Source organism: Pleurocapsa sp. PCC 7327 (genome assembly GCF_000317025.1).
GTDB lineage: Bacteria > Cyanobacteriota > Cyanobacteriia > Cyanobacteriales > Microcystaceae > Hydrococcus.
The window spans coordinates 2,595,806-2,621,045 of record NC_019689.1 but is presented as its reverse complement, the minus strand read 5'-3'; the positions used below and the strand labels follow the sequence as shown (position 1 = coordinate 2,621,045).

Here is a 25,240-nt window from a genome sequence, read left to right as displayed (position 1 = left end):
AAGTAGCCCAAACCTTAACTCATCCCCCGCTTCCACCTGACAGGGGATGAAAGTGTCATTTGTCATTCGTCATTCGTCATTCGTCATTAATACTGAAACCTTAACCAGAAAGGTTTTTCACAATCCACCAGATTTGATCTTGTTTGGCAACTGACGCAGGTGCAGCGATGCCTGAAAGCGGCTAAACCCAACGCGAGTATTGCCCCAGGAAGTATACCAGTAAATATCCTGAATGGCTGCGCCTTCATTATCAGACCGCTCAAACTGGATGAGTCCTAGATTGTTCGTGCCAACGACTTCTTTCCCCTCTTGAAACCAGCGATTCCGCCATAGCCACTTAACTGAGTTGCACAGCCAATTCTGCTTCTGTTGCACCCTAAGCCAGGGAACGGTTTTTCCCCACTCAGGGATTTGTATGGGTTGACGGGGAATCCATTCAAGGGAACATTTCCACTCTGGCAACGAGCGATCTGTATGCCTAACCTCAATCATCTCTGGCGGATTCGTCCAGCCAATCCAAAAGCGCCGACGCTCTGGCATCAAAATTGACTTCGCTTTAGTATGAATGAGTTGAGTCATCAACTCAGAATTTTTCAGGGCGCTTGAAGTGAACTGAGTTAAAAGATGCGGCTTGAAAGACTGTTCGGATTCTGAGACGACTGAATCGGAAGGGCGGCGCGACCAATAATCCAAACGTGCTGTAGCACTGTAGTGAATGTCGCCAGAAAGAATAATAACGCGATCGCGCTCTTCAAAAAGCGTCGCTAAAAACGCAGCCAAGCCAGAGGCGTTCATATTCCAGCCATCTCCCACATCAGCATGATAAACTTTGCCCTGCTTCAGGTGCCACTGTTGAATGCGATCGATCGCCTGCAGAGTAAATAGATTAGTCGGCGAAATCGCTAGGGTCGCTTTAATGTTCGATCGCACTTGCTGCAATACCGCTCGCAGTTGCCGCTCGAAGACACTCGGACAGAGTAAGGCTGGCGGAGCAATGGGGTCGCGATCGGCTGGATAGCCGCGCCGAGTACGAGTATCGAGAACAATAACTTCATGGCCGTCGCCTCTAACTGTATAATGCCATCTAAGGGCTTCTGGCGAGCGGTCTAATATCAAAAACTGTCCGTCCAAACGCATTTTGGGAAGACCCGTCAGCGGATTGGATTCGGGTAAACCAAGATAGCGCGCGATCGCCTCCTCTGCTTTCTTATCCCCTCCAGCCGATGCCGACCACTCGCTAGCTGCTTCCAGCAGTTTGGCTCCCAATTGCCCGTCTTGAAATTGCTCTGGCGTATTTCCCCACCCTTGAAAGACAGCATAAGCCAATAAAGCGTTTTGGACTACACGCCGTCCTAGCGGTTTTCCTAATACCCGCAGACACCAAGCCTGATTCAAATACCAATCATCGCTGACATCGTGGTCGTCAAAGATAGTGTATCTGGGAACGTTTGCAAGCGCCCGTCGTACTTTCCAAATCGTGCTAGCAAACTGCTGTAAGTCTTTCAATTCCCGATCCCATTGCTTGGCTGCTTGCCGATCCTGATAAATCTCGCGCCCTTTAGGAAATGGTTCTAACCAAAAAACCTGCGACCAGGCAAACAGATAAATAGCGTAATACTCTCCCAATCCAAACAAATGACTTTTAGCGAATTCTGCTTTGTCGCGAATCCCTGCGGTAAATCCTGCTTGCTCGCATGCAATTTTACTGCGCTGTCCCGGCTTTAACTGTTTTGGGGTTAGATGGGAGACTTTTGACGATGGCAGTAATGGCAGTTGTTCCTGCCAACCGAGTAAAAGGTCGCCAACTTCAGTCAGCGCATACAGCAAGAGATCGGCAACATCGTCGCCATAAATCCGATCGCCTGTCAGAAAAAGTTGATGGGGTCTAAAATCGGGTAAGGCTGCATTATGTTCGAGCAAACTATCCAAAATGGGCAGCGCATCGTAACCTTTGCCATGAGGTTTACGACAAGATCCATACACGATCTGCAATCGCTCTAAATCTTCAGGCGGTAAGGCGAACGTGGGCAGTTGATGCGGGAAATAGCTAATCGGAACTAAAGGCAAACTGGAAGAAGTGAGCGCCTGCTTCAAGGTTTGTCGATCGCCTTCCGTGCGAGTAAAACTTAAATCATACGCATAGAGTTGTCCCGATCGCAAGGAATCGCCGTTGTGCGATTTAGCCGTTACCGCAACTATGTGTAGATACCGACCGAGGGCAATCGTCGTTCGCTCTCCAGCTATCACTAACGCACCGACGACATTCCCACTCTCAGCAGTTTCGTACACCTCGATCGCAACCCAACGCGGTTCTTTAAGGGCAACCCAAACCGTCACCGACTCCGACGAAGTATGGTGCAAGATCGGACCTGCCAGAATCAGAGGCAATCTCTCTAAGCGATCGCGAAAAGAAATCTCGGACATAGTTTTATTGTCGATGAGATATTCAGTCTAGTGCAAGGGAACACCTCTAAGCACGGAAGTTTTTAAGAAGTCGGAAGTGGGGAGAACCGGGGGTGTGGGAGGAAGTGGGAAGTGTGGGAGGGTGGGGAGACGGGGAAATGGGGAAACAATTAACCACTAACCACCAACCACTAACTACTAACTAATCCCCAATCCTTGCATCCAAAATCCTTTCATCCAAAATCAAAGAACTAATGACCCATGACAACTGACCAATCCCTACTAACCACTAACTAAGAAGTTGAAAATTTTTATTGCCTAGATGTAACGCTAAGCGCATAAATTGGGAACGCTTAGGATTAATAGAAATCTCGATAAGAAACCAAACAGCGATCGCTTTATCATGACAAGTCAGTCAAACGCAACAGATCATCTAACTCTTGGCAACCAGTCTGAAACCAAAACGTCACTGACAGCCACCCAACTCCTAGAGAGGTACGCAGCGGGGGAAAGAAAATTTAGACAGGTACAGCTTAAAAGAGTCGATCTCAAAGGTGCGAGTTTAGCGCAGATCGATCTTAGAGGAGCCGATCTCAGTTATGTCAATCTCAGAGAAGCAGATTTGAGCAGTGCTGACTTGAGAGATGCTTGTCTCGATGGAGCCGATCTTTACAAAGCAAATTTAAGTCGAGTTAATTTACAAGGCGCTCGTTTGGGAAAAGCCAACTTGAAAGAAGCCAATCTAACTAGAGCCTCTTTAGAGCAAGCACACCTCGAAGGAGCTTTTTTGACTAAGGCGTTGATGAGTAGGGCTAATTTAAAAGAAGTGCATCTAATTAGCGCTCATTTGAATGAAGCCGATTTGAGATACGCCAATCTCAGCAATGCCTATCTAGATAGCGCTTACTTGATCCAAGCCAACATTCAAAAAGCTAATCTAGAAGAAGCTAGCTTGATAGGAGCGTTTTTAAGTGGAGCCAGCTTGGGGGGAGCCAATTTTCACGGCGGTTACTACACCGATAAAACGAATTTCGATACTTCTTTTGACCCCGTTGGTGCGGGATTGCGGAAAGTCCAAAAGACGACTCTCGAAGAACTCCTAAGCGCTTTCAAGCATCTGAGCGAATCTGCTATTCGTTACATCGGCCCTAAAATGACAGCGAGATATTGGGAGTCTTCTCGTCCCGAATTTGAGTGGCTCCGCCAAAAGTTTCAAGTCGGTTCTTCCGGTCAGATTTCATTTTCTGGCAATACGGCAGAGCCTCTGACTTTTGTCCAATTAAAGTATGGCTATAGATGGGTTGATAACTTCGTCGAGTCCTGCTCTGCGATCGTCCAGGAATTCCCCAATCTCATCGATCGCAGCAAGCTAGAGTTTTACTCGTCCCAAGACAATCGGGAAAATTAAATCAAATCAACTCTCGCACGTCAGCCACTTCCCCTTTAACAGCAGCGGCAACCACCATTGCCGGACTCATCAGTAAGGTGCGCCCCATTGCCGAACCCTGACGACCTTTAAAATTGCGGTTAGATGAGGAAGCACTGATTTGATCGCCTTGGAGTTTGTCAGGATTCATCGCCAGACACATCGAACATCCGGCTTCTCGCCATTCAAACCCTGCTTCGAGGAAGATTTTATCCAATCCTTCCGCTTCCGCCTGCTTTTTCACTCGTTCCGATCCCGGTACGACAAACGCTTTCACGCCTTCTGCCACATGTTTTCCTTTGGCAAATTTAGCCGCTTCGCGCAAATCGCTAATGCGTCCGTTAGTGCAGCTACCGATGAAGCAGACATTCACTTTGGTGCCTTTAATTGGCTGTCCGGGGGTTAATTTCATGTAGCTATAGGCTTCTTGAGCGATCGCGCGATCGCTTTCTGCTAACATTTCAAGAGTGGGAATCGATTCGCTGACCCCAATGCCTTGACCTGGCGTAATTCCCCAAGTTACCGTCGGTTCGATCTCAGACGCATCAAAAGTAACGAGATCGTCATAAACCGCATCGTCGTCGCTGCGAATACTCTTCCACCATTCGACGGCTTTATCCCAGTCTGCGCCTTTGGGTGCAAAGTCTCTTCCCTTTAAATATTCAAACGTCACTTCATCGGGGTTGATATAGCCGCATCTGGCGCCGCCTTCGATGGACATATTGCAAACGGTCATCCTCTCTTCCATCGACATCTGCTCGAAAGTCGTGCCAGCATATTCGTAGGCGTAGCCGACTCCGCCTTTCACTCTTAGCTTGCGAATGATGTGCAAGATAACATCTTTGGCATAAACGCCAGGCGCTAAAGTGCCGTTAACTTCGATTTTACGAACTTTTAGTTTCGATAGAGCCAGGGTTTGGGAAGCCAAGACATCGCGGACTTGAGAGGTGCCGATCCCAAACGCGATCGCGCCGAATGCGCCGTGAGTAGACGTGTGAGAGTCGCCGCAAGCGATCGTCATTCCGGGTTGGGTCAATCCTTGTTCTGGTGCTATAACGTGGACGATCCCTTGATTTCCCGAACCGATATTATAGAAGCGAATTCCGTAGTCTTTGGCATTTTTTTCGATCGCCACCATCATTTCTTCGGCAAGATCGTCTAGAAAGGGGCGGGCTTGGCTTTCTGTCGGAACGATATGATCGACTGTAGCGACGGTGCGTTCTGGATACAATACTTTTAGTCCGCGATCGCGCAGCATGGAAAAAGCTTGGGGACTGGTGACTTCGTGGATTAAGTGCAAGCCAATAAATAACTGAGTCTGACCTGAAGGCAAAATTTTAACGGCGTGTGCGTCCCAAACCTTATCAAATAACGTTCCTTTACTCATGTAATCGGTCTTAACTGCTAGTGGTTAAAGCTTTAAAGATATATTCAATCTTAGCTCTTAATGGATAATAGCGGCATGAGAAAAATATTTTAATTTAATTATTACCAAAAATTTTCTATTTATAGTTATGCTAGTAGCGCTCTTGTTTTCTTAGAATATAACTCAGGAAGACAGTGCCAAAGAATTACTGTAACAAATAAAGTTGCTTATTTACCAGGGTAGTTAATATCTGTAGCAACTCCCAATCTCAATAACAATTATGATTTTAAAATTATCAACTGCAAGATTAATAAAAAAATCCAATGTTTGGAAATTAATGCAATTAAATCAAATTAATGTTGAATGCTATAATTACCTTTTTAATCGTTGCGATCGTTGTTACTTTAATTTGGCTCAGACCTATTTTGAGAGAAATTAGACGCGATCGCTTAAAAAATAAATCTTTCCCCTTACATTGGAGAGCAATTATCGAGCAGAACATTCCTTGCTATCAAACCCTTCCACGTTCCTTGCAGAAACAACTTCATGGACACATAAACGTTTTTTTAGCCGAGAAACAATTTCTAGGCTGTGGAGGATTACAGATAACTGATGAAATTAAACTGACTATTGCTGCTCAAGCTTGTCTTCTCTTACTCAATCAAAAAGGAAATTATTATCCAAAACTTAAGTCAATTCTCGTTTATCCAAGTGCATATATTGTAAAAACCACAACTCCTATTAGCGATTACTTAGTAGAAGAAAAGCAAGAAATTAGACTCGGTGAGTCTTGGTATAGAGATCGAATTGTCCTTTCCTGGGAACAGATAAAATACGATACAAAAAACTGGCAAGACGGACATAACGTTATCTTTCACGAATTTGCTCATCAGCTAGATGGAGAGGATGGAAGTTTAAATGGCGTACCTCTTCTCGATCGCCAATCGGATTATATAACTTGGGCGCGTGTTTTTGAAAGAGAATACAAGCAATTGTGCAGCGATGTCGAACTGGGTTTGAAAACAGTTATCGATGAATATGGAGCAACTAACCCAGCAGAATTTTTTGCAGTTGCGACAGAAACCTTTTTTGAAAAACCCAAACAAATGAAACGGAAACACCCCGGACTTTATACCGAACTAAAACATTACTATAAATTAGATCCACTTGAATGGATTTAGAAACGACAAAAATAATAGTTAGAAACCCAAGAAAAATTAGAGTTAAATCCGAGTTAGAAAATCCTAGAAAGGCGATCGCAGCAGCTAGAGCTTGAAAAAATGCCTTTTAAATCATCAACTATGACGATAACACAAAAGTCTTACAGTTTTTGCAGGCAATTACTCAGATTGCCTCAGAAAAACATAGTTTTGTAGTTAGCAATCTAAATCAAAGTAGTTTGACAATAAATTTGACGATAAAGATGTCAGTGTCAAAATCTAGCTCCTAACCGCGACAATACGGAAAACCGTATCTCCACAGAACTTTCAACTCCTCTAAAATAGTTAATGAACTCCGTCAGGGGTAGCATGATATAAATTAAACGGGTTCTTAAAAGGCTAGGGAATATGGGATTCTTTGATTCAGAAGTCGTTCAGCAAGAAGCTAAACAGTTATTTGAAGACTATCAATCCCTGATGCAACTTGGAAGCGAGTACGGGAAATTTGACAGAGAAGGGAAAAAAATTTTTATCGAAAAAATGGAGCAGCTTATGGAGCGCTATAGAATCTTTATGAAGCGCTTTGAGCTATCGGAAGACTTTATGGCGCAAATGACGGTACAGCAGCTTAAAACTCAACTCAGTCAATTTGGCGTGACACCCGAACAAATGTTCGATCAGATGCACATGACTCTAGAACGGATGAAATCCGAGATTAAAGATTAATTGACATTGTAATTTAGTATTTAGTTAAGTTTGAGTAACATGGTAGATTATTTCCGATTTCTGATTTCCGATTTTTAAGATGATTCTAGGTTTCGATCCAGGGCGAGATAAATGTGGCGTGGCGATCGTAGGATTGGATCGTCAACTTTTTTATCATCAAGTAGTGAGTGCGGCTGTAGCCATTGACACTATCAAATCTTTATGTCAACAATTCGCTATCGAACGGCTAGTCATAGGAAATCAAACGACTGCCAAACAGTGGCGACAGCAATTAAAAGAAAATTTACCCTCCTCAGTATTAATAAAGATGGTAGACGAGCGAAATAGTTCCCTTGAGGCGCGCGATCGCTACTGGCAAATGTATCCGCCGCAGGGATTGCAACGCTTAATTCCGCAAGGCATGAGAGTTCCGCCGCGTCCGGTTGACGATATCGTTGCAATTCTGTTGATTGAAAGATATTTACAAAACGTATAAAACTAAAGAGGAAAGCACAATTCAAGATATACAGGATATAAAAGAATATCAAGGAATTCCGCCAGTCTTTTGACTCACCTACCCGAACAATGTGACTATTTGGCATGAGCCTGATGTTAGTTTGATAGGATTTTAGGGAATTCTATAGGTTGAAGCTTCTAAAACTTGTTTATTTAAGTAAAACGTAGCCATGACGACTGCTAACCCTTCCTCTCAAAGTCCCCTAATCATCAGGGATTTTAATGCTGAAAAACAGGCTGAGTTTTTTGAAAAGCTTAAACAGAATCGATTTAGCGGTCAATTGGTGCTGACAAACCCTAAGGGAGAGAGGTGGTTCTTCTATTTCTACTTGAGTCGAATTATCTACGCAACAGGTGGAATTCACCCCGTCAGACGCTGGAGACGAAACCTAATTACTTATTTTCCCCAAATCGCTTCCCAACCCTCAATCGTGCAGGTCGATCTCGCCAACATCGCCCCCGATAAGTTAAAAATTTGTTGGGAATACGAACTATTGTGTTTGTGGGTAGAACAGCAAAAAATTACGCGGGAACAAGCCGCCAAAATGATTCGCGCCTCCATCGTCGAGATCCTATTCGATATCACTCAGGGAATGGCGGTAGCTTGCGAAATCAAGCCAAATATCTTGCTTCCTCCCAGACTGGTTTTAATCGATGGCGAGCAAGTTATCGCAGAATCCCAGCAGTCCTGGCAAGCTTGGCAAGAAGCCAAAATTGCCGATCGCTCTCCCAATTCAGCACCGATCGTTCGCCAAAGCGAACAGCTGCAACAAAAAACCTCCCCCCAAGTTTATCAAACCCTCAGCCAACTCCTCGACGGGCAACAAACGCTGCGCGACCTGTCAATCCGCATGAAGCGACATGTCTTGCCAGTGATTAGTTCGCTGCTACCATACATCCAAATGGGTTTGGTGGAATTGGTTAGCGTTCCCGATCTTGCCTCTCCCGTTGCTCCTCCACCAACTCCTAGCGGAGGTACGCCAATCCCGATAACTTCTGGCAAAGCTCCCTTAATTGCCTGCGTGGACGACAGTCCCCTGATGTGCCAGACAATGGAGAAAATCCTCACGGCTGCTAACTATCAATTTGTCGGTATTAACGATCCGCTCAGAGCGATCGCCATTTTGCTGGCTCGCAAACCCGATCTGATCTTCCTCGATCTCGTCATGCCGAACGCTAACGGCTATGAAATTTGCGGTCAGTTGCGCCGAATGACCTTTTTCAAAGATACTCCCATCGTCATTCTCACCGGCAATGATGGAATCGTCGATCGCGTTAGAGCCAAGATGGTTGGATCTACGGACTTTATCAGCAAACCTGTCGATCCGGAGATAGTGATCGGTACGATTCGCAAACATCTCAGACAAGAAAGTCCCGCCTAGTTCTCTACCTAAATCAAGATTTAACGGTAGACTAAATTTTAAATTCTATAAAAAACTGTTACGCCGATAAAATTTCTGGGAATGCTATACGTAGCTCTTCTTGAAATCGACTAGCTAACAGCAGCAATTATTTCCAATCTCTGCTCTGATTCTTTTGCGCGTTAATTGAGGTAAATGTCATGGGTACAGCCCTAGTTGTTGATGATTCTCTGACAGAACAAAAAATTATTAGAAGTTGCTTGGAAAAAGAAGGCATCAATGTTCTGATCGCCTCTAGCGGAGAAGAAGCCCTAGAGAAAGTTAAAAGCACTCGCCCCGATGTTATCGTCCTAGACGTGGTACTGCCGGGGCGAAGCGGTTTTGAAATCTGCCGCCAACTTAAAGCCGAAGCCTCTACTAGCACCATTCCCATTATCATCTGTTCGACCAAAGGGAGCGAAATGGATAAATTTTGGGGAATGAAGCAGGGAGCAGATGCCTACATTCCCAAACCGATCGATCAAGCAGAGTTCGTGCAAACCGTCAAGCAATTGATTAAGCAATAACGCTAAAAGTGAATAGCCTATCTATCGATAAATAGTAAAGGAGAAATACTATGATGTCCGATGCGTTCCTGCGGGATCTCGGACAAACTGCCTCAGGATCGGGCGGACGAGGACGAGAAGAGCAGTTTTTGCGATTTTATCTAGAGCCAGATACGAAAGTGATGTTACCAGTGGCTCAATTGACAGAAGTACTTACCATTCCCCTCGGTCAGATTATTCCCATTCCCCACATGCCCGCTTGGGTAATGGGAGTTTATAACTGGCGAGGGGAAATTCTTTGGATGGTAGATTTGGGACAATTGGTCGGACTGACTCCCTGGCATCAGCAATCTTTCAAAGGCTCGACTTACAGAGCCTTTGTTCTTAAGAGCGCTGGCAAATCCGAAACCGCAGCTAAAAGCCAAACCCTCGGTTTAGTTATCAGTAGAGTCGATGATATAGAATGGTGCGACCCAGCACAAATACAATCGCCGCCAGCCTCAGCAGTCGAGCCAGGATTGGCTCCTTTTCTGCGAGGGTTTTGGGTAAAACCCGATGGCGAGATTCTCGTCGCTCTCGAAGGAGAGGCGATTATGGCAGCTATGCCCAAATCGTAAATTCTCACTAAACACAGATAGATGACTATCTCAGACGAGCCTGAGCGACAACAATGAAAGGACAAGTTCTTGTTATGGTACTGCGCTACAAGCCTTTGACTCAGACGAGCCTGAGCGACAACAATGAAAGGACAAGGTTAAGGCTTGTATTTTCAGGTTATTATTTTCAGATTATAAATAACAAATAATGAGATTTTTTAGCCGATGATGTTAATTCGGCAGAAAATACGGGAATTCTATTAAGTGAAACTCTCCAAGTTGCTCAAGGCTCCCCATTGCGATCGCAAGATGACTAATTTACTGAATTTTTGACAAGGTTGACTTTATGACTCAGATTCCTCCTAAATCCGATCCTAAAGATTTTGCTAACAGTCGTCTGCCAGAAGACGATCGCGCGTTTCTGACAGACCAAACAGCCTCTGGCGATGAGCTGCCAACTCAAGCCTTTTACGTCGAATCAGAAGCGATCGCCGATGACAAAGAGCCGCTCCTAGAGTCAGAAGAAGCAGCGATCGAGCCTTGGGAACATCAAGCAACGCCGCGCAAGTCAGGTTGGGGACAAAAGCTGAATCTCAAGACGAAAGCAGCAGTGCTGGCACTGGCGATCGGAATTATTCCCGCCGTAGCGATCGGGTCGATCGGCTACTACGCCGCCTCACAATCGGAAACGCGACAAGTTTTCGCCGCCAAAAAAACCCAAGTCGATGCTCTTTCACAAGTCTTGACCAACTTCTTGGCCGAACGCTACGGGGATATCCAGGTGATGGCTGATTTGTCAGTTCTGGCAGATCCTCGACTTAGAAACACGACATCGCTTCAGGAAAAGCAAGCCAGATTAGAACAGTACATCAAGAGCTATAAAGTCTATGAGAGCATTGTCGTCATAGATATGAAGGGCAATCCCATCGTGCAAGCGGGATCGAATGACAGACCTGCCAATTTTCTTGAGAAAAAAGTCGATTACTATATGGAAGTTCTCAAGACAGGCCGTCCTGCCCACTCGCAACGTCCATCAATTGGGGAGCATCCAGTTTTGGAAGATTTACCATTTATGGGAAAATGTAAAGGGAAATAATCCTGTGCGATCGCTGACAATGAACCAAGAGAAACAAGAACGGATCAAAGCCTGCTTACAAGAATTGTCAACACTGCTGTATGAAGAAGCAGACAAAAGTAAGCTGACAGACCTTGAAGGCATAGAAAAAACAGTTCGCAGTCAAGTATTAGAACTAGTCAGCCCAGAAATAGCCCTTTTTTTATCGAACAAAAAACTGGAACAAAAGTAGGTAAAACTAGGAAAATAAAAAGCCTAGTAGGGGAACTGAAATTAAAAGCCAAACAGCTTATTAGACTAGGTTTAAAGCCAAGAACTCGCCTAAGTCCATTACTTCAAAAGTGCTGTTTGAGGTTATCAGCTAACGAATCATACCAAAAAGCAGAAATCGAGATTGAGGCATTGACAGGAGTAAAAGTTGGTCATTCAACACAACAACAACTAGTGCTGTCACAAGATTTTCAACTACCACTTGCTAAACAATCAGTTTCAGAAGTCAGCGTAGATGGAGGAAAAGTCCGACTCAGGGGTAAACCGAAAGCAGGCTGCCACTGGCGAGACTATAAAACCGTTCGTCTGCAAGGGATTTACTATGGTGCATTTTTTGATGACAACCAATCATTAATTGATTATGTCAATAGCCAACAGTTGTTAGACCCTCTTGTTTGCTTGGGAGATGGACATGATGGTGTCTGGAATCTGGTGAGAGAATTTGGACAAGACCAGTTTTCTCGCTGTGAAATTTTGGATTGGTATCACCTGAAGGAAAATCTTTATAAAGTTGGTGGTTCTTTAAAGCGACTCAAAGCTGCGGAAACTCTGTTGTGGCAAGGTCAGGTAGAAGCGGCCAAGACCCTATTTAATCATTGCCGAGGTAAACAAGCTAAAAATTTCATCGCTTATCTGGAAAAACATCTCCCTCGCATTGTCAATTACAGCTATTATCAGGCTGAACAATTATGTTCTATCGGTTCAGGGGCAGTTGAATCTGCAATTAAACAAATTGGTTTAAGGATCAAAATTTCTGGCGCACAGTGGAATGTTGAAAGTGTCAATCACATCCTCTCTGTTCGTTGTGCTTATCTTAATGGTTTACTTGCTGTCTGATTGGGTGTTTCTTCCAAAAGTGGATGCTCCCATCAATTGTAACTGGAAAATATGCTTTGTTTTTCGCTGCGCCAATCAAAGACTCGGTAACAGGGCAAACCATCGGTGTTATTCGCACTCTCGTTCCGATTAAAGTGGTCGAAGATTTAATTAAACCCTTTACTAATGAAGCCAATAAAATCCATTTGGTAGATAAATCTGGTAAAGTTTTCTTGGCTCCAGAAGGCGAGCAAAAACTGGTGGGTCAGTCTTTAGACAAAGAATACCCCGAATTTGACCCGAAACTATTGACCGATCGAACGGGTTTTACTACCCTGCGAGATGCTAGCAGAAACTCGAACGTTCTTTTAGCTTACTCAAACCTACAAAAACGAACCAACCTACCGGATTTTGACTGGCGCATATTATTGAGTACTCCAACATCGGCGGCTTTTGCTGCCCAAAGACAGTTATTGCTAACTACTTTGTTGGGAACGGGAGCGACTGCGATCGCAGTGGGTATCATCGCCCTTCTTCTCGCCGATCGCCTCACTCGACCGATTATATCGGCAGCTGAAGCCGTAGAAAAAATCGGTCGCGGCGAATTGGATACTCGCGTGGCGGTATCCGGGGAAGACGAATTAGCGGCTTTGGGAGCCAATATTAACGTCATGGCGGCTCAGCTAGAAACGTTGGTGCAGGAACAAGCCGTATCGGTCGAACAAGCTCAGCTCCTCAAAGATATCACAGTTAAAATTTCTCAAGCGCTGGATGTCGATACGATTTTTAGGGCGGCTGTAGAAGAAATTCGCAAGGCAATTGTATCGGATCGCGTTATTGTCTATCTCTTCGACAAAAACTGGAAAGGCACGGTCGTTGCCGAATCGGTGGCATCGGGCTTCCCCAAATCGCTAGGCGCGCAAATCGCCGATCCTTGTTTTGCCCAAAACTATGTCCAGAAATATAAGAAAGGTCGCGTTCAGGCAACGCCCGATATTTACAATGCCGGGTTGACCGACTGTCACCTTGCACAACTCGCCCCCTTCAGCGTCAGAGCCAATCTCGTCGCGCCTATCGTGGCTAGTGGAGAGCTGCTAGGCTTGCTGATAGCTCACCAATGTTCTGGAACTCGCAATTGGCAAGTCGGCGAGATCGACTTCTTCACCCAAGCAGCTATCCAGGTCGGTGCGGCGATCGAGCGTACCAACCTCTTGCAGCGACAGCAAATCGAAGCCGAACGGGCAGGAGTTCTTAGAGATATTACCTTGGAACTGGCTCAAAAAGTGACGAAGGAGGAAATTCTCGCGCAACCGCCACTGGACAAGGTTCGCCATGCCCTCAAGAGCGATCGCGTCATCCTCTATCAGTTCGATAAAACCTGGAAAGGAACGGTCACTGGCGAGTCCGTAGCCGAGGAATTTCCTAAAGCCTTGGGAGCGCAAATCGCCGACCCCTGCTTTGCCAAGAACTACGTAGAAAAATACAAGCGCGGTCACGTCCAGGCAACGCCCGATATTTACAACGCCGGGTTGACCCAATGCCACCTCAAGCAGCTAGAACCCTTCAGCGTCAAAGCCAATTTGGTTACGCCAATCGTGACGAGCGGCGACTTGCTGGGCTTGTTGATCGCTCACCAGTGTTCCGGCACTCGCCAGTGGGAAGAAGCGGAGATTAACTTCTTGGCTCAGGTGGCAACACAAATCGGTCTGGCGCTCGATCGCACCAATTTGCTAGACAAGCAGCGCCTATCCGAGCTAGCACAGCGTAAAGAAAAAGAAAAATTGCAACAGCGAGCACTAGAATTACTCATGCAAGTCGATCCGCTCACCCAGGGAGACTTGACCATCCGCGCCACCGTCACCGAAGACGAAATTGGTACCATTGCTGACTCCTACAACTCCACCATCGAAAACTTGCGCAAAATTGTTTCTCAGGTGAAAGAAGCCGCTCAAAAAGTAGCCCTGACCACCAGTAATAACGATGCCTTGGTCGCTGCCCTCTCCCAAGGTGCCATGCAGCAAACCGGAGAAATCGCCGCCGCCCTAGAACGCATCCAGGCGATGACCAACTCCATTCGCGCGGTTGCCCTTAGCGCCGAGCAAGCCGAAGAAGCGGTAGACCAAGCAGCTCAGACGGTAGAAGAGGGAGACGCTGCCATGAACCGCACCGTAGAAGGGATTATGGCAATCCGTCAGACGGTAGCAGAAACAGCGAAAAAAGTCAAGCGTCTCGGCGAATCGACCCAGAAAATTTCTAAGGTTGTCAATCTGATTAGTAGCTTCGCCGACCAAACCAACCTGCTCGCGCTGAACGCTTCGATTGAGGCGGCGCACGCGGGAGAACAAGGTCGAGGCTTCGCGGTGGTTGCCGATGAAGTGCGGAACCTAGCGCGGCAGTCCGCCGAAGCAACCGCAGAAATCGAAAAAGTCGTAGCGGAGATTCAGGCAGAAACTAACGATGTAGTCGCGGCGATGGAAGAAGGCACCGAACAGGTGGTTATGGGGACAAAACTGGTAGAAGAAACTCGCCAAAGCCTCAACCGCATTGCCGCATCCAGCGAACAGATCGGTCAGTTAGTAGAAGCAATCGCCAAAGCAACCGAAGAACAAACCGAAGTGTCCGAAGTCGTCAGCCAATCCATGACGGGGATTGCCGCGATCGCTAATGAAACCTCATCCTCTGCGACCGACGTGTCAGCCTCCTTCAAAGAACTCCTCGCAGTCGCGCAAGCCCTGCAAGAAAGCGTCGGCAAATTCAAAGTTAGTTAATTGTTAGAGGTTAGTTGTGAGTCGGCAGTCGTTTCTCAGTCCAACCATCGACAACTAGCCTTCGCCAACCAATAGTCCAGCAACTACTAACCGCTAACCATGACCCAGACCCCTCCCAAGCCCAATTTCAAAAAAATCGCTAACGATCGCAGTTTAATATCTCAATCTCCTCAAAGAGAGACGCGGACTCCATCGCCACAGCTAGTGCCTTCTCCAAGCCAAATCGAGCTATTAGAGGCGCCTAAAGAAGGTAAAGCCAACCTTTGGCAAAACCTGAGCTTTCGATGGAAACTGTCGACATTGTTAATTGTTGGGGCTGCCCTGCCAACAATCGGCGTAACTCAGGGAATTGTTTGGTACAGTCAAAAGACCGCTCAAGACACGCTCAAAGAAACGGTCGCATCGAATGCAAGCGGATTCCAAGAAGATTATATTCACTGGGTGCGACTGGAGAGTTCGGGACAGGTTCAGGCAATTGCCGACGTACTTGGGGCAAGCAAAATAGATTTGCAAAATCCCGCACAAGTCAAAGCCAACCAAATGCTATTGCAAAGTCTGATCGTTCCCTCCAAGATCGAACAAGAGCGACTTGACGGATGGAAAAGCTTCAGAATTATCGCTAACGCGCAGGGAAAAACGATCGCTCAGTTCCTGAGAGTTCACAAAGATTATTCCCTAGGAACCGCTGCCGAAGATCGCAGCGAGGCAATTGAAAATGTCTCTTTACCCACAGGAATCGATCTCGGAAATATTGCGATCGTTAAAGAATCCCTACGCCTCAAACGCCCACTCAAGGGAATCGAACTGCTCGATCGCTCGGTCATCCAAAAGTTGGGATTGGGAGAGCAGTTTAAGGCTTCCGATGCTAACAAAGGGATAAAAGGACTGACTGCGATGGCAGTCGAACCGATCGAGGTCAACGGCAAAGTAGTAGGAATTGCGATCGCGGGAGTACTTCTTAACCGAAACAATATCTTAGTCGATACCTTCCGAGAATATTATGGCTCGGAAGCCAGTTTATATGCAGGCGATCTGCGAGTTAGCACGACGATAGCCACAGCCGACGGAAAAAATCGAGCCATTGGCGATCGCGCTGCCGAAGCAGTCAAGAAAGCCGTTCTCGACGGCGGACAAAGATTCCCTTGGCGTGAAGAGATCGACGGTAAGCCCTATCTGACCTATTACCTACCCCTATACGACTATCGACAGGATTTGAATCCCCAGCAAGCCAAACCAGTCGGAATGCTTGCTGTCGGAACTGCCCCAGAGACTTTAAATAGTGCCGTGAATAGCGTCCGCATCGTCGGTTACGGCATTGGCTTAGTGTTCTTGCTGGCGGCTGGCGCGATCGCAATTCCGGTAGCAGGAACATTTTCCCGTCCGCTACGGCGCTTGCAAGATTTTGCTAGAGGGATCGCTAACGGGGAAAAGATCGCTGGGTTAGCAGACACGGCTCGTCGAGATGAAATCGGGGTTCTCTCTCAAGAACTCGATCGCATGGCGACTAAGATGGAGGCTAACCTAACAGCCTTGCGTCAAGAAAAGGCTCGCGAACAACTTCTCAAAGAAGTCACCTTGGATCTGAGCCAATACCCTCAAGTCAAAAACGCTTTCGAGATCGCCTTAGAAAAGCTTCGGATCGACTTGAACGTCGATCGCGCCTTTTTCTATCGTTTCGATGAAGAAACTTTCACAGGAGAGGTCGTCGCCGAATCGGTAGCCCAAGGCTTGCCTCGCGCTTTAGGCGCTCTAATTACCGATCCTTGTTTTGACAATCGCATGGTAGAGGAGTATCGCCGAGGTCGCGTTCAAGCCCTAGCCAATATTTATGAATCTGGATTGGCGGATTGCCACATCAAAATGCTAGAGGCGTTTGCCATCAGAGCTAACTTGGTGGTGCCCATTGTGTGCGGCAGTCGCGGCATTCTAACGGGTTTATTGTCTGTCAACCAGTGTTCGGAATCTAGAGTTTGGCAGCCAAGTGAAATCGAGCTACTAACGCAGATTGCGACGCAATTCGGTTTGGCGATCGACCGGGCGAACTTAATCGAGAAGACCAAGATCGCCGCAGAACGCGCTCAAGCCCTCAAAGACCTTACGCTCAAGATGTCTCAGTCCCTCGAGTCCAAGAAAATCTTTGATACGGCTGTGACAGAGATCCGCCAAGCGATTCGCTCGGATCGCGTCATTATCTATCAGTTCGACAAAAACTGGAAAGGCACCGTAGTTGCCGAATCCGTTGCCGACGAATTCCCCAAAGCGCTAGGAGCAGAGATCGCCGACCCCTGTTTTGCCGACAAATACGTCCAGAAATACAAACAAGGTCGAATTCAACCGACGCCCGATATTTACAAGGCTGGCTTGACCGAATGCCACCTCAAACAACTCGAAGCCTTTGGTATCAAAGCTAACTTGGTTGCACCTATTGTGGTAGGGGAAGATTTACTGGGCTTATTGATTGCCCACCAGTGTTCGGCTCCCCGCAACTGGGAGCCGGCAGAAGTGGACTTTTTGGCTCAGTTGGCTACGCAAGTCGGACTGTCGCTTGAGAGAGCCAGCCTCCTCGAACGCCAGCGCCAGGAAAAAGAAAACTTGCAGCGACGAGCGCTAGAGTTACTAAAGGAGGTAGATCCCGTCAGTCAAGGAGATTTGACAATTCGCGCTACCGTCACCGAAGATGAAATCGGAACTGTAGCGGACTCCTACAACTCCACCATCGAGAGCTTGCGGAAAATCGTAGGGCAAGTAAAAATGGCTGCCAAACAGATGACCGTCACCACCAGTCAAAATGAAGTATCTGTAAAAACCCTATCTGAAGAAGCGGTGCGTCAGGCTCAAGAAATTGCCGATGCGCTGGCGCGAATTCAATCCATGACCAAATCGATTCGCGAGGTGACAGCTAATGCCAAGCAAGCAGAAATGGTAGTTCAACAAGCCTCTCAGACAGTGCGAACGGGCGACGTTGCTATGAACCGAACTGTAGACGGAATTTTGGCCATTCGGGAAACGGTCGTCGAGACCGCGGAGAAAGTCAAGCGCCTTGGAGAATCGACCCAGAAGATTTCTAAAGTCATCGGTCTGATCGGTCGATTTGCCGCTCAAACTCACATGTTGGCGCTGAAAGCTTCTATTGAGGCTGCCCGCGCCGGAGATGAAGGACAAGGTTTTGCGGTGATTGCCGATGAAGTGAGAATCCTAGCCGCGCAATCGGCAGAGGCAACGGCGGAAATTAGCAACTTAGTAACCAGCATTCAAACAGAGACTAACGAAGTAGCAACAGCGATGCAGTCGGGAACCGAGCGAGTGGCAGTGGGGACGAAGCTAGTGGAGGAAACTCGCCAAAATCTTACCAAGATTGCTGAGGCGAGCGCTCAGATCGACCAGTTGGTTAGAGCGATCGCCAAAACCGCCAACGAACAATCCCAAGCGTCTGAAACGGTTAGCCAGACCATGAATGAAGTAGCAGCGATTTCGACCAAAACCTCAGCCGAAGCCACTCAAGTTTCCAACTCTTTCAAAGAACTGCTGACAGTAGCCCAAACGCTACAAGAGAGCGTCAGTAAGTTCAAGGTGGAATAAAATTTTGACTTTGCAGTCTGAATTGAGAGATTTACTCATTAATATTGAGATATTCCTTCTCATTCCTTATCCCCAACCTCTTCTCACGAGCGAAAGATGGCACTAAACTCCGATATCCGCGACCAAGCTTACCAGTTTTTCATCGAAGAAGCACCCGAACTGTTGCATTCCATCGAAAGCGGGTTACTCACCCTCCGAGAAGAACGCAGTACGGCGAAAGTCCACGAAATCATGCGAGCTGCCCATTCCCTCAAAGGGGGTGCGGCAAGCGTGGAACTGAACGCCATCAAAACTCTGTCCCATCGCTTGGAAGATGCCTTCAAGGCGCTTTACAACGAAACAGTTGAAATCGATACCGAGCTAGAAAGCCTTCTCCTAAAAGCCTACGATTGTCTCAAAAATCCCTTGATGGAGCAAATCCAAGTGGGTAGCTTCGATGCAGACGCGGCGCTGCAAGTTGCCGAACCGATTTTTAAACAGCTCGAAGAGCGCTTGGGAGATAGTCTCGCTAACGCGGATCGGTACATTCCCTCCTCTAGCGATTTGGGGATCGATATCGTCTCCTCGATCTTTGAAGTCGATGTCGCTCAGGGATTAGAACGTCTTGCCAATGTCGTTGCCAACCCTCAAAATTACGAAGTGGCTGGAGAATTGCGGGCGCAAGCAGAAGTATTTGTTGGATTTGCGGAGTTGCTCGGTTTGCCTGGATTTGGAGAAATTGCTCAAGTCGCTTTGCAAGCCCTCGATCGCCATCCCGATAAAACTTTACAGATTACCCAACTGGCGCTGGCAGATTGGCAGGTAAGTAGAGAGCAGGTGCTAGCAGGCGATCGCGATCGCGGCGGCAATCCCTCTGAGGTTCTCATCGCTCTGGCTCAAGGCTCGGCAGGAACAGCAGCACTGCTCGTTCATCCCGAAATAGTTGAAACTCAAGCTGAGTTTGACGCTCAATCCCTAGAAGCTTTCTGGGGCGAAACGGCACCTCCAGCACTAGACGATATCTTTGGAACCGTCACACCTGCCCCAGAAACTGCTCCAATTAATTTTAGTACCCCTTCTCTCGATGAAGTCTTCGGTTCGGTCGCTCCTGAAACTACTGAAGCGTCTCCTTCCCTCGATGAAGTCTTCGGTTCGGTCGCTCCTGAAACTACCGAAGCGTCTCCTTCTCTCGATGAAGTCTTCGGTTCGGTCGCTCCTGAAACTACCGAAGCGTCTCCCATGCTTTATTTCACCGAGTCCAAACCCGAAGAACTAGCGGAGAAAATTGATGCAGCCGTTCAATCGGTCGAGCAAATTTTCGATCGCCTGCCGTCAATTGAGGAAACTTCCGAACCTTCTGCTCCCCTCTCTTTTCCACTTCCTACCTCTGCCACTCCTGCGCCGATTGCCGCTAAAACCAATCGAGAAACATTTACCGAGCCGGACAAACATCCAGAACTTCCCGGCGTGTCAGCAGCCAAGGCAGCCTCTAATCTCTCAGTTCGGGTTGACTTCAACCGCTTGGAGCGGATGAATAACCTAGTCGGCGAGCTTTCCATCAACCGCAATAGCCTTTCGCTACAAAACGAGCAAATCCAGGGGGGAGTTAAAGAGCTGCTAGCTCGCTTTGCCCGGTTCCAGAAAATGACCGGGAAATTGCGAGAATTGTCAGATCAGATGCTAGTCAAGCCGATGAATGACGAGCTTGGAGATCTGAAATCGGATCGAGATTCAACCGTCGCTTCGAGTCAGAGTTCGGAATTTAGAATACAAAGCTTGGCTGAATTCGACGCTCTAGAAATGGACAGCTACGGAGCGCTCTATTCGCTGCTACAAGGGCTAGTGGAAGAGATGATTCAGCTCGAAGAAGCCGTCGAAGATATCGTCCTGTTCGCGCGTAACTCTAACCAAAGTCTGGAGCAACAGCGTCAGATGCTCACCAACTTGCGGGATGAGTTGATGTGGGCTAGGATGCTGCCTTTGGGCGAAGTTCTCAACCGCTTCCCGCGCACCTTACGCGACCTATCCACGACTTATCACAAACCCGTGAAGCTCAAACTGAGCGGAACGGGGGTATTGGTAGACAAAGCCGCGCTGGAGAAGCTCTACGACCCCTTACTGCATTTGCTCCGCAATGCCTTCGACCATGGAATCGAACCGCCAGAGGTGAGAAAACAGCAAGGCAAATCAGAAGAAGGACAAATCGAAATTCGGGCATTCCACCAAGGCAACCAAACCATTATCGAAATCAAAGATGACGGTCGGGGTCTGAATCTGGAAAAAATCGGGCAGAAAGCCATTAGCGTTGGCTTGGCAACTCCGGAAGAACTGGCAATGATGACCGAAGATCGCATTGCCGAGCTGATTTTCGAGCCAGGATTCTCTACCGCCAGCCAAGTTAGCGAACTGTCGGGACGAGGAGTCGGTCTCGATGTGGTTCGCTCTCAGTTGCGATCGCTCAAAGGCACTGTCGTAGTAACCTCTACGCCTGGAAAGGGAACGACTTTTACTTTGCGTCTCCCCTTAACCCTGACGATTTCTAAATTGCTGGTTTGTTTGATGAACCAGGAAGTAACCGGACAAGCAACTGCCGTGGCTTTGCCCTCCGACAGTATCGAAGAAATTATTATTCCTACTGGCGAGCAAATTAAAAAATCGGGCAGTCAGCGCTTTTTGCATTGGCAGCAGCAAATTATTCCGATTTATCGATTAAACGAACTGTTGACCTATAATTGTGCCTTGCCAGAAATTACGTCCAGTAAGGTACTCAGCTCGGTGCCCACCCCCGATGATTGGGCGCTACCCCTCCTGCTGCTGCGTCGAGGACAGCAATTATTTGCCTTGGAAGTCAATCGCTTGGTGAGCGAACAAGAGTTGGTTATCAAGCCATTCGGAAGCGCGATCGCTTCTCCTAGCTATACTTATGGTTGTACGATTTTGGGAGATGGCACCCTAATTCCGGTTATCAACGGAGGCATCCTGCTAGACCAGTTCCTAGAACCCGAAACAGCCAAGGCAGCAATCAAATCGGCGTTCTCGGACAAGCAACAAATTGCCAATGCAAAATCAGCGCCAACGGTTGCTCAGGCAACTACTATTCTGGTGGTGGACGACTCGGCTACCCTACGCAGAACGCTTGCCCTTACCTTACAAAAAGCTGGCTATCGCGTCGTTCAAGCCAGAGACGGACGCGAGGCGATCGAGCAATTGCAACAAACTGCGGGCATACAACTCGTTATTTGTGATGTGGAAATGCCCAATATGAATGGCTTTGAATTTCTCGGTCAGCGCCGCCGCGATCCCGAAATGACTAAGATCCCAGTCGCCATGCTGACTTCCCGCAGCAGCGACAAACACCGCCAGCTGGCTATGCATTTAGGAGCTAGCGCTTATTTTACCAAGCCTTTTATCGAACAACAATTTTTAGCAGCTATCAAAGACTTGCTCGCTCAAAATTCCTCTAAAGCTCTTACCGCCCTAAGATGAACGATCTCTCTAACAACCAATCTCCCAATATCGGACTGCCAATCGGACAGAGCCAACGATCGATTAAATTACTGACCTTCAGTGTCGGCAAACTGAATGTTGCTCTACCCGTCGATCTCGTTAAGAAAGTTGTCAATTACACTCCCATTTATGGAAGCGGACTCAGCCATCTAGGAGTAGCTCGCATTGACGATCGCGAGATTACGGTAGTTGACCTACACAAGCGCCTATTTAACGCCAGCCAACTCATACCATCTGGATCGCGCGGTTATCTCATTATTGCCAGGAATAGCGTTGGCGAATCTTTTGGGATTTTGGTCGGGCAAGCCCCATCCTTGCATGACGTGCCTATCTCTCAAATTCGGGCACTACCTGCTTCTTATCGTCGCGCCGATACGTTGGAGATTGCCAGCCACGTCACGGTTATTTCTCACAAAGAGGAATCGCTGACAGTTTTTATCCTAGAAGTCGATCGCATCGTTCCACCAGTTTCTGGGATCATTTCTGCCTCGCCCCAGCTCAGTTTTCCCTTTTAGAGAACAAAAAGGTAAAAGTAAGGTTTTCCCTTTTGCCTTTTACCTTATTAGGATATTAGGATGCGGATGGCGAGACTTGAACTCGCACGGCAATAGCCACACGCACCTCAAGCGTGCGCGTATACCAATTCCGCCACATCCGCAAGCGCCTTTCAAGCATAGCATATCTAGGATCTCACAAGCAATGGTAGGAAAGAATGTACTAGCATAAAAATTGCCGTAAACGCTGAGGTATCAACAATGAAATTGACCAGTCCCGCGTTCGCGCATGAAGGGAAAATTCCTCCAAAGTACACGTGCGATGGAGAAAATATCAATCCCCCACTCGTTATATCCGACGTTCCTGCCGAAGCGAAAAGCTTGGTGTTAATTATGGACGATCCCGACGTACCAAAACGCCTGCGAGCCGATGGTATGTGGGATCATTGGGTAGTCTTTAATATTGCGCCCAGTTTAACGGAAATTCAAGAGGGAAAAGAACCACCGGGGGTTCATGGCATCGGCACTAGCAAAAACTTAGACTATTATGGTCCTTGTCCCCCAGACCGAGAACATCGCTACTTTTTTAAGCTTTATGCTTTGGATACTCGGTTAAACCTTCCAGAGAAAGCAACCAAACAGCAGGTGGAACGGGCAATGGAGGGTCACATCTTAGCCAAAGCAGAACTAATGGGAAGGTATGAAAGAATTAGAAACTGAAGAGAAAAAAAAGATCTCACTTGCCAAAAGTTTTGCTAGTATGTAATTGAGATCGTAGTGGATCGACCTAAACCCTAGATTAAAGTGGCAACGCCTCTTAGAGGAGGCAACGCCAAACCAGGATCTGAGGAAGAGGCGACTAAGGTAAGGAGAAAGCGAGAAGCTGGCGATCGGTTCCAATTAGAAAAGGTTACGGAGGGAACCTTGGAAAATCAAACAGAAATGATTTGACGGGCTGAGTCTATAAGTGACAAAGCCCGTCAAATTATTGTGCCTAATATTCCTAGCTTTTTAGTGACTGCTTCCATTCTTAACAAAAGCCAGGGTCAAGCTATCGGGTGCGAGGAAGTGATTGAGATGGTAAGCTCTCTCTTCTGTTTCTAAAAGGATTTTTTCATACAAATAGCGAGTAGCGCGATCGCCTAAACTTTCTGCTTGAGCGGCTTGACGGCGTATGAGTTGGATTAGCGCTTGTTCGGCTTCTAGATCGTGCTCTATCATCCGGCGGCAGTCATAGGCGCCGTCAGGTTCGGGAGAAAAACAACACAGTTCTGCCAGCTTAGCAAAACTAGCGGCTGGAATTCCACCCAATCCATTTAAACGCTCTCCAAGATCGTGTACGTGTTCCTGTACCGCTTCATAGGATTCTTGGAAGAACTCGTGCAGTTGATAAAATTCGGAACCTTCTACAATGAAATGATGTTTTTGATATTGAAGGTATAAAGCCTGGAAGCTAGCAAGGGTAATATTTAACCCCTCACAAACTGGTGCTGTTACACTTTTGTCTAACAAAACCGGATTGTCGCCAACTTCGCCAAAAGCACGCAGTAAACCTTGAGCTGTAGACATAGTTGCGTTCTCCTCTCGATTTGAGAATGCCTTTAGAAATATTCTAGTCTAAGCAGATCGCTTGAAAGTGTAAAGAAAATCACTGTAAATCTTAAGGTTTAAAACTTTTTTTTACCAAGCAGCCAACTGGCACCGAATATCTTCTTAAAAACTACTTGAGAATAATTAGCATTTATAGATATACTCAAACTGGAGGACATAAATGCCAAAGATTATCATTTAGTTAAAACAATGAACGGAGTCAATTCACAATTAGCATCAAGTCACGTTGTCAATGTCAACTGGGCAGATCGATGGGCTGTCTATCGCCGCTTGCAAGAGTTGCAAATTCCTTGCTATTGCAGAACCGATCGCCCTTTACAAGTAGCCATTCACAGTCCCACAGCTGCCATTCAGCTATGGAGCGCAGTCAGACAGATCGCCACACCTCGCTGCGAATTAGTCCGTTGGTTAAATGGCTGCTGGCATCTGGAAAGTAATGTCAACGAGTAGTGCAATTTAAGTCTGGTGAAAAAAATGTCAAGTGTTATTCCCGAAGTCTCGGACTTTAGCCTGGTCGGACAATTACTAGGTTTTATTATTAAAGATAGTTATAAGATTAAGTATCTAAGAATAGCTTTTGCCGATCGCGAATATCGGGTCAAGCCAGCCAAAGAAATTCGCGAGCAGATCTTAGAAACGATTGTCCCCGGTAGCTGGGTTGAAGTACGGGGAATGAAAAAGCAATCTCGTAAGACGGGTAAAGTCAAACTGAAAGCGAATTCCGTCAAACCAGTTAAGAGCAACAATACTACTTCAATTCCAGTTTCTGTTTCCGAATCGCCGCCACTGTCCAAAGCCAGTATCTTAGTGTGTCAAAAATCGAGTTGTTGGAAAAGAGGAGGTCGAGCGATCTGTCAGGTATTAGAAGAAAGCTTGCGCGATCGCGGTTTGGCGGACAAAGTTCAAATTAAATTAACGGGTTGTCTCAAACAATGCAAACAAGGTCCCAACTTGGTGATGATGCCGGGTAAAGCGCGTTACTGCCAAGTCCGACCGGAGCGCATTCCAGAATTGTTGCAGGAGCACTTTGCTTCTAGCTACAGCGAGGTAAAAGCTTGAACGA

The 25,240-nt window shown here is 47.0% G+C and carries 20 protein-coding genes and 1 tRNA gene; 17 read left to right on the top strand and 4 right to left on the bottom strand.

Annotation, left to right across the window (positions count from 1 at the left end):
* Positions 1–117 precede the first annotated feature (117 nt).
* On the bottom strand, positions 118–2,424 hold the full coding sequence (locus PLE7327_RS11640) for a PhoD-like phosphatase (RefSeq protein WP_015144029.1): 2,307 nt from the start codon (positions 2,422–2,424) through the stop codon (positions 118–120).
* A 382-nt stretch (positions 2,425–2,806) separates the two neighbouring features.
* Here PLE7327_RS11640 and PLE7327_RS22675 point away from each other — a divergent pair, with 382 nt between their 5' ends.
* Complete coding sequence (locus PLE7327_RS22675; protein WP_015144028.1) at positions 2,807–3,811, top strand: pentapeptide repeat-containing protein; 1,005 nt, start codon at positions 2,807–2,809, stop codon at positions 3,809–3,811.
* 1 nt (position 3,812) lies between these two features.
* On the opposite strand, the gene leuC is transcribed toward PLE7327_RS22675, so the two are convergent.
* Positions 3,813–5,216 carry a 3-isopropylmalate dehydratase large subunit gene (gene leuC / locus PLE7327_RS11630; protein ID WP_015144027.1) on the bottom strand — a complete coding sequence of 468 codons (1,404 nt, stop codon included), beginning with the start codon at positions 5,214–5,216 and terminating at the stop codon, positions 3,813–3,815.
* 335 nt (positions 5,217–5,551) lie between these two features.
* Here leuC and PLE7327_RS11625 point away from each other — a divergent pair, with 335 nt between their 5' ends.
* The 12 genes from PLE7327_RS11625 (at position 5,552) to PLE7327_RS11565 (ending at position 22,587) form a co-directional block, all read left to right on the top strand.
* Positions 5,552–6,376, top strand: coding sequence for a zinc-dependent peptidase (locus PLE7327_RS11625; RefSeq protein ID WP_015144026.1), 825 nt, complete (start codon positions 5,552–5,554; stop codon positions 6,374–6,376).
* Positions 6,377–6,763: 387 nt separating this feature from the next.
* The gene (locus tag PLE7327_RS11620; protein WP_015144025.1) at positions 6,764–7,081 is read left to right on the top strand and encodes a DUF1825 family protein; all 318 of its coding nucleotides are present in this window, start codon (positions 6,764–6,766) and stop codon (positions 7,079–7,081) included.
* 79 nt (positions 7,082–7,160) lie between these two features.
* Complete coding sequence (locus PLE7327_RS11615; protein ID WP_015144024.1) at positions 7,161–7,556, top strand: pre-16S rRNA-processing nuclease YqgF; 396 nt, start codon at positions 7,161–7,163, stop codon at positions 7,554–7,556.
* Between the two features lie 190 nt (positions 7,557–7,746).
* Complete coding sequence (locus PLE7327_RS11610) at positions 7,747–8,958, top strand: response regulator (RefSeq protein ID WP_015144023.1); 1,212 nt, start codon at positions 7,747–7,749, stop codon at positions 8,956–8,958.
* 179 nt (positions 8,959–9,137) lie between these two features.
* Positions 9,138–9,503, top strand: coding sequence for a response regulator transcription factor (locus PLE7327_RS11605; RefSeq protein WP_015144022.1), 366 nt, complete (start codon positions 9,138–9,140; stop codon positions 9,501–9,503).
* 50 nt (positions 9,504–9,553) lie between these two features.
* Entirely contained in the window at positions 9,554–10,099 is a 546-nt protein-coding gene (locus PLE7327_RS11600) for a chemotaxis protein CheW (protein ID WP_015144021.1), read from the top strand.
* Between the two features lie 325 nt (positions 10,100–10,424).
* Complete coding sequence (locus PLE7327_RS11595) at positions 10,425–11,174, top strand: hypothetical protein (protein ID WP_015144020.1); 750 nt, start codon at positions 10,425–10,427, stop codon at positions 11,172–11,174.
* A gap of 19 nt (positions 11,175–11,193) precedes the next feature.
* A protein-coding gene (locus tag PLE7327_RS11585; RefSeq protein WP_144266088.1) for an ISKra4-like element ISPle1 family transposase occupies positions 11,194–12,260 on the top strand; the annotation gives its coding sequence in 2 pieces (ribosomal slippage) (positions 11,194–11,350 and positions 11,350–12,260; 1,068 coding nt in all).
* A 23-nt stretch (positions 12,261–12,283) separates the two neighbouring features.
* Positions 12,284–15,007, top strand: a complete 2,724-nt coding sequence (locus tag PLE7327_RS11580) for a methyl-accepting chemotaxis protein (RefSeq protein WP_015144019.1) — start codon at positions 12,284–12,286, stop codon at positions 15,005–15,007.
* Positions 15,008–15,106: 99 nt separating this feature from the next.
* Positions 15,107–18,586, top strand: coding sequence for a methyl-accepting chemotaxis protein (locus PLE7327_RS11575; protein WP_015144018.1), 3,480 nt, complete (start codon positions 15,107–15,109; stop codon positions 18,584–18,586).
* A gap of 96 nt (positions 18,587–18,682) precedes the next feature.
* On the top strand, positions 18,683–22,051 hold the full coding sequence (locus PLE7327_RS11570; protein ID WP_015144017.1) for a hybrid sensor histidine kinase/response regulator: 3,369 nt from the start codon (positions 18,683–18,685) through the stop codon (positions 22,049–22,051).
* Positions 22,048–22,587: a chemotaxis protein CheW gene (locus PLE7327_RS11565; protein ID WP_015144016.1), complete on the top strand. Its 540-nt coding sequence runs from the start codon at positions 22,048–22,050 to the stop codon at positions 22,585–22,587. Before PLE7327_RS11570 ends, PLE7327_RS11565 begins: the two co-directional genes overlap by 4 nt.
* Positions 22,588–22,648: 61 nt before the next feature.
* On the opposite strand, the gene PLE7327_RS11560 is transcribed toward PLE7327_RS11565, so the two are convergent.
* Positions 22,649–22,730: transfer RNA gene (locus tag PLE7327_RS11560), tRNA-Leu, on the bottom strand.
* Between the two features lie 97 nt (positions 22,731–22,827).
* On the opposite strand from PLE7327_RS11560, the gene PLE7327_RS11555 reads away from it, so the two are divergent.
* Together PLE7327_RS11555 and PLE7327_RS24840 are read left to right on the top strand one after the other, a co-directional pair.
* Entirely contained in the window at positions 22,828–23,286 is a 459-nt protein-coding gene (locus PLE7327_RS11555; protein WP_015144015.1) for a YbhB/YbcL family Raf kinase inhibitor-like protein, read from the top strand.
* Between the two features lie 84 nt (positions 23,287–23,370).
* Entirely contained in the window at positions 23,371–23,517 is a 147-nt protein-coding gene (locus tag PLE7327_RS24840; protein WP_186005315.1) for a hypothetical protein, read from the top strand.
* Between the two features lie 60 nt (positions 23,518–23,577).
* Here the strand turns inward: PLE7327_RS24840 and PLE7327_RS11550 are convergent, their stop codons facing one another.
* Positions 23,578–24,135 carry a Dps family protein gene (locus PLE7327_RS11550; protein WP_015144014.1) on the bottom strand — a complete coding sequence of 186 codons (558 nt, stop codon included), beginning with the start codon at positions 24,133–24,135 and terminating at the stop codon, positions 23,578–23,580.
* A gap of 231 nt (positions 24,136–24,366) precedes the next feature.
* Between PLE7327_RS11550 and PLE7327_RS11545 the strand changes: the two genes are divergently transcribed.
* Both PLE7327_RS11545 and PLE7327_RS11540 read left to right on the top strand, forming a co-directional pair.
* The gene (locus PLE7327_RS11545; RefSeq protein WP_015144013.1) at positions 24,367–24,627 is read left to right on the top strand and encodes an Asr1405/Asl0597 family protein; all 261 of its coding nucleotides are present in this window, start codon (positions 24,367–24,369) and stop codon (positions 24,625–24,627) included.
* 24 nt (positions 24,628–24,651) lie between these two features.
* Positions 24,652–25,236 (top strand): (2Fe-2S) ferredoxin domain-containing protein, encoded by a 585-nt coding sequence (locus PLE7327_RS11540; protein ID WP_015144012.1) that lies wholly within the window; start codon positions 24,652–24,654, stop codon positions 25,234–25,236.
* Positions 25,237–25,240: the final 4 nt, after the last annotated feature.

Bases quoted from the DNA above. Each gene is read 5' to 3' on its own strand.
- PLE7327_RS22675 (WP_015144028.1), top strand. From the start codon at position 2,807: ATGACAAGTCAGTCAAACGCAACAGATCATCTAACTCTTGGCAACCAG.
- PLE7327_RS11620 (WP_015144025.1), top strand. From the start codon at position 6,764: ATGGGATTCTTTGATTCAGAAGTCGTTCAGCAAGAAGCTAAACAGTTA.
- PLE7327_RS11550 (WP_015144014.1), bottom strand. From the start codon at position 24,135: ATGTCTACAGCTCAAGGTTTACTGCGTGCTTTTGGCGAAGTTGGCGAC.
- PLE7327_RS11575 (WP_015144018.1), top strand. From the start codon at position 15,107: ATGACCCAGACCCCTCCCAAGCCCAATTTCAAAAAAATCGCTAACGAT.
- PLE7327_RS11555 (WP_015144015.1), top strand. From the start codon at position 22,828: ATGAAATTGACCAGTCCCGCGTTCGCGCATGAAGGGAAAATTCCTCCA.
- PLE7327_RS11580 (WP_015144019.1), top strand. From the start codon at position 12,284: ATGCTCCCATCAATTGTAACTGGAAAATATGCTTTGTTTTTCGCTGCG.
- leuC (WP_015144027.1), bottom strand. From the start codon at position 5,216: ATGAGTAAAGGAACGTTATTTGATAAGGTTTGGGACGCACACGCCGTT.
- PLE7327_RS11570 (WP_015144017.1), top strand. From the start codon at position 18,683: ATGGCACTAAACTCCGATATCCGCGACCAAGCTTACCAGTTTTTCATC.
- PLE7327_RS11625 (WP_015144026.1), top strand. From the start codon at position 5,552: ATGTTGAATGCTATAATTACCTTTTTAATCGTTGCGATCGTTGTTACT.
- PLE7327_RS11540 (WP_015144012.1), top strand. From the start codon at position 24,652: ATGTCAAGTGTTATTCCCGAAGTCTCGGACTTTAGCCTGGTCGGACAA.
- PLE7327_RS11600 (WP_015144021.1), top strand. From the start codon at position 9,554: ATGATGTCCGATGCGTTCCTGCGGGATCTCGGACAAACTGCCTCAGGA.
- PLE7327_RS11595 (WP_015144020.1), top strand. From the start codon at position 10,425: ATGACTCAGATTCCTCCTAAATCCGATCCTAAAGATTTTGCTAACAGT.
- PLE7327_RS11640 (WP_015144029.1), bottom strand. From the start codon at position 2,424: ATGTCCGAGATTTCTTTTCGCGATCGCTTAGAGAGATTGCCTCTGATT.
- PLE7327_RS11610 (WP_015144023.1), top strand. From the start codon at position 7,747: ATGACGACTGCTAACCCTTCCTCTCAAAGTCCCCTAATCATCAGGGAT.
- PLE7327_RS11605 (WP_015144022.1), top strand. From the start codon at position 9,138: ATGGGTACAGCCCTAGTTGTTGATGATTCTCTGACAGAACAAAAAATT.
- PLE7327_RS11565 (WP_015144016.1), top strand. From the start codon at position 22,048: ATGAACGATCTCTCTAACAACCAATCTCCCAATATCGGACTGCCAATC.
- PLE7327_RS11615 (WP_015144024.1), top strand. From the start codon at position 7,161: ATGATTCTAGGTTTCGATCCAGGGCGAGATAAATGTGGCGTGGCGATC.
- PLE7327_RS11545 (WP_015144013.1), top strand. From the start codon at position 24,367: ATGAACGGAGTCAATTCACAATTAGCATCAAGTCACGTTGTCAATGTC.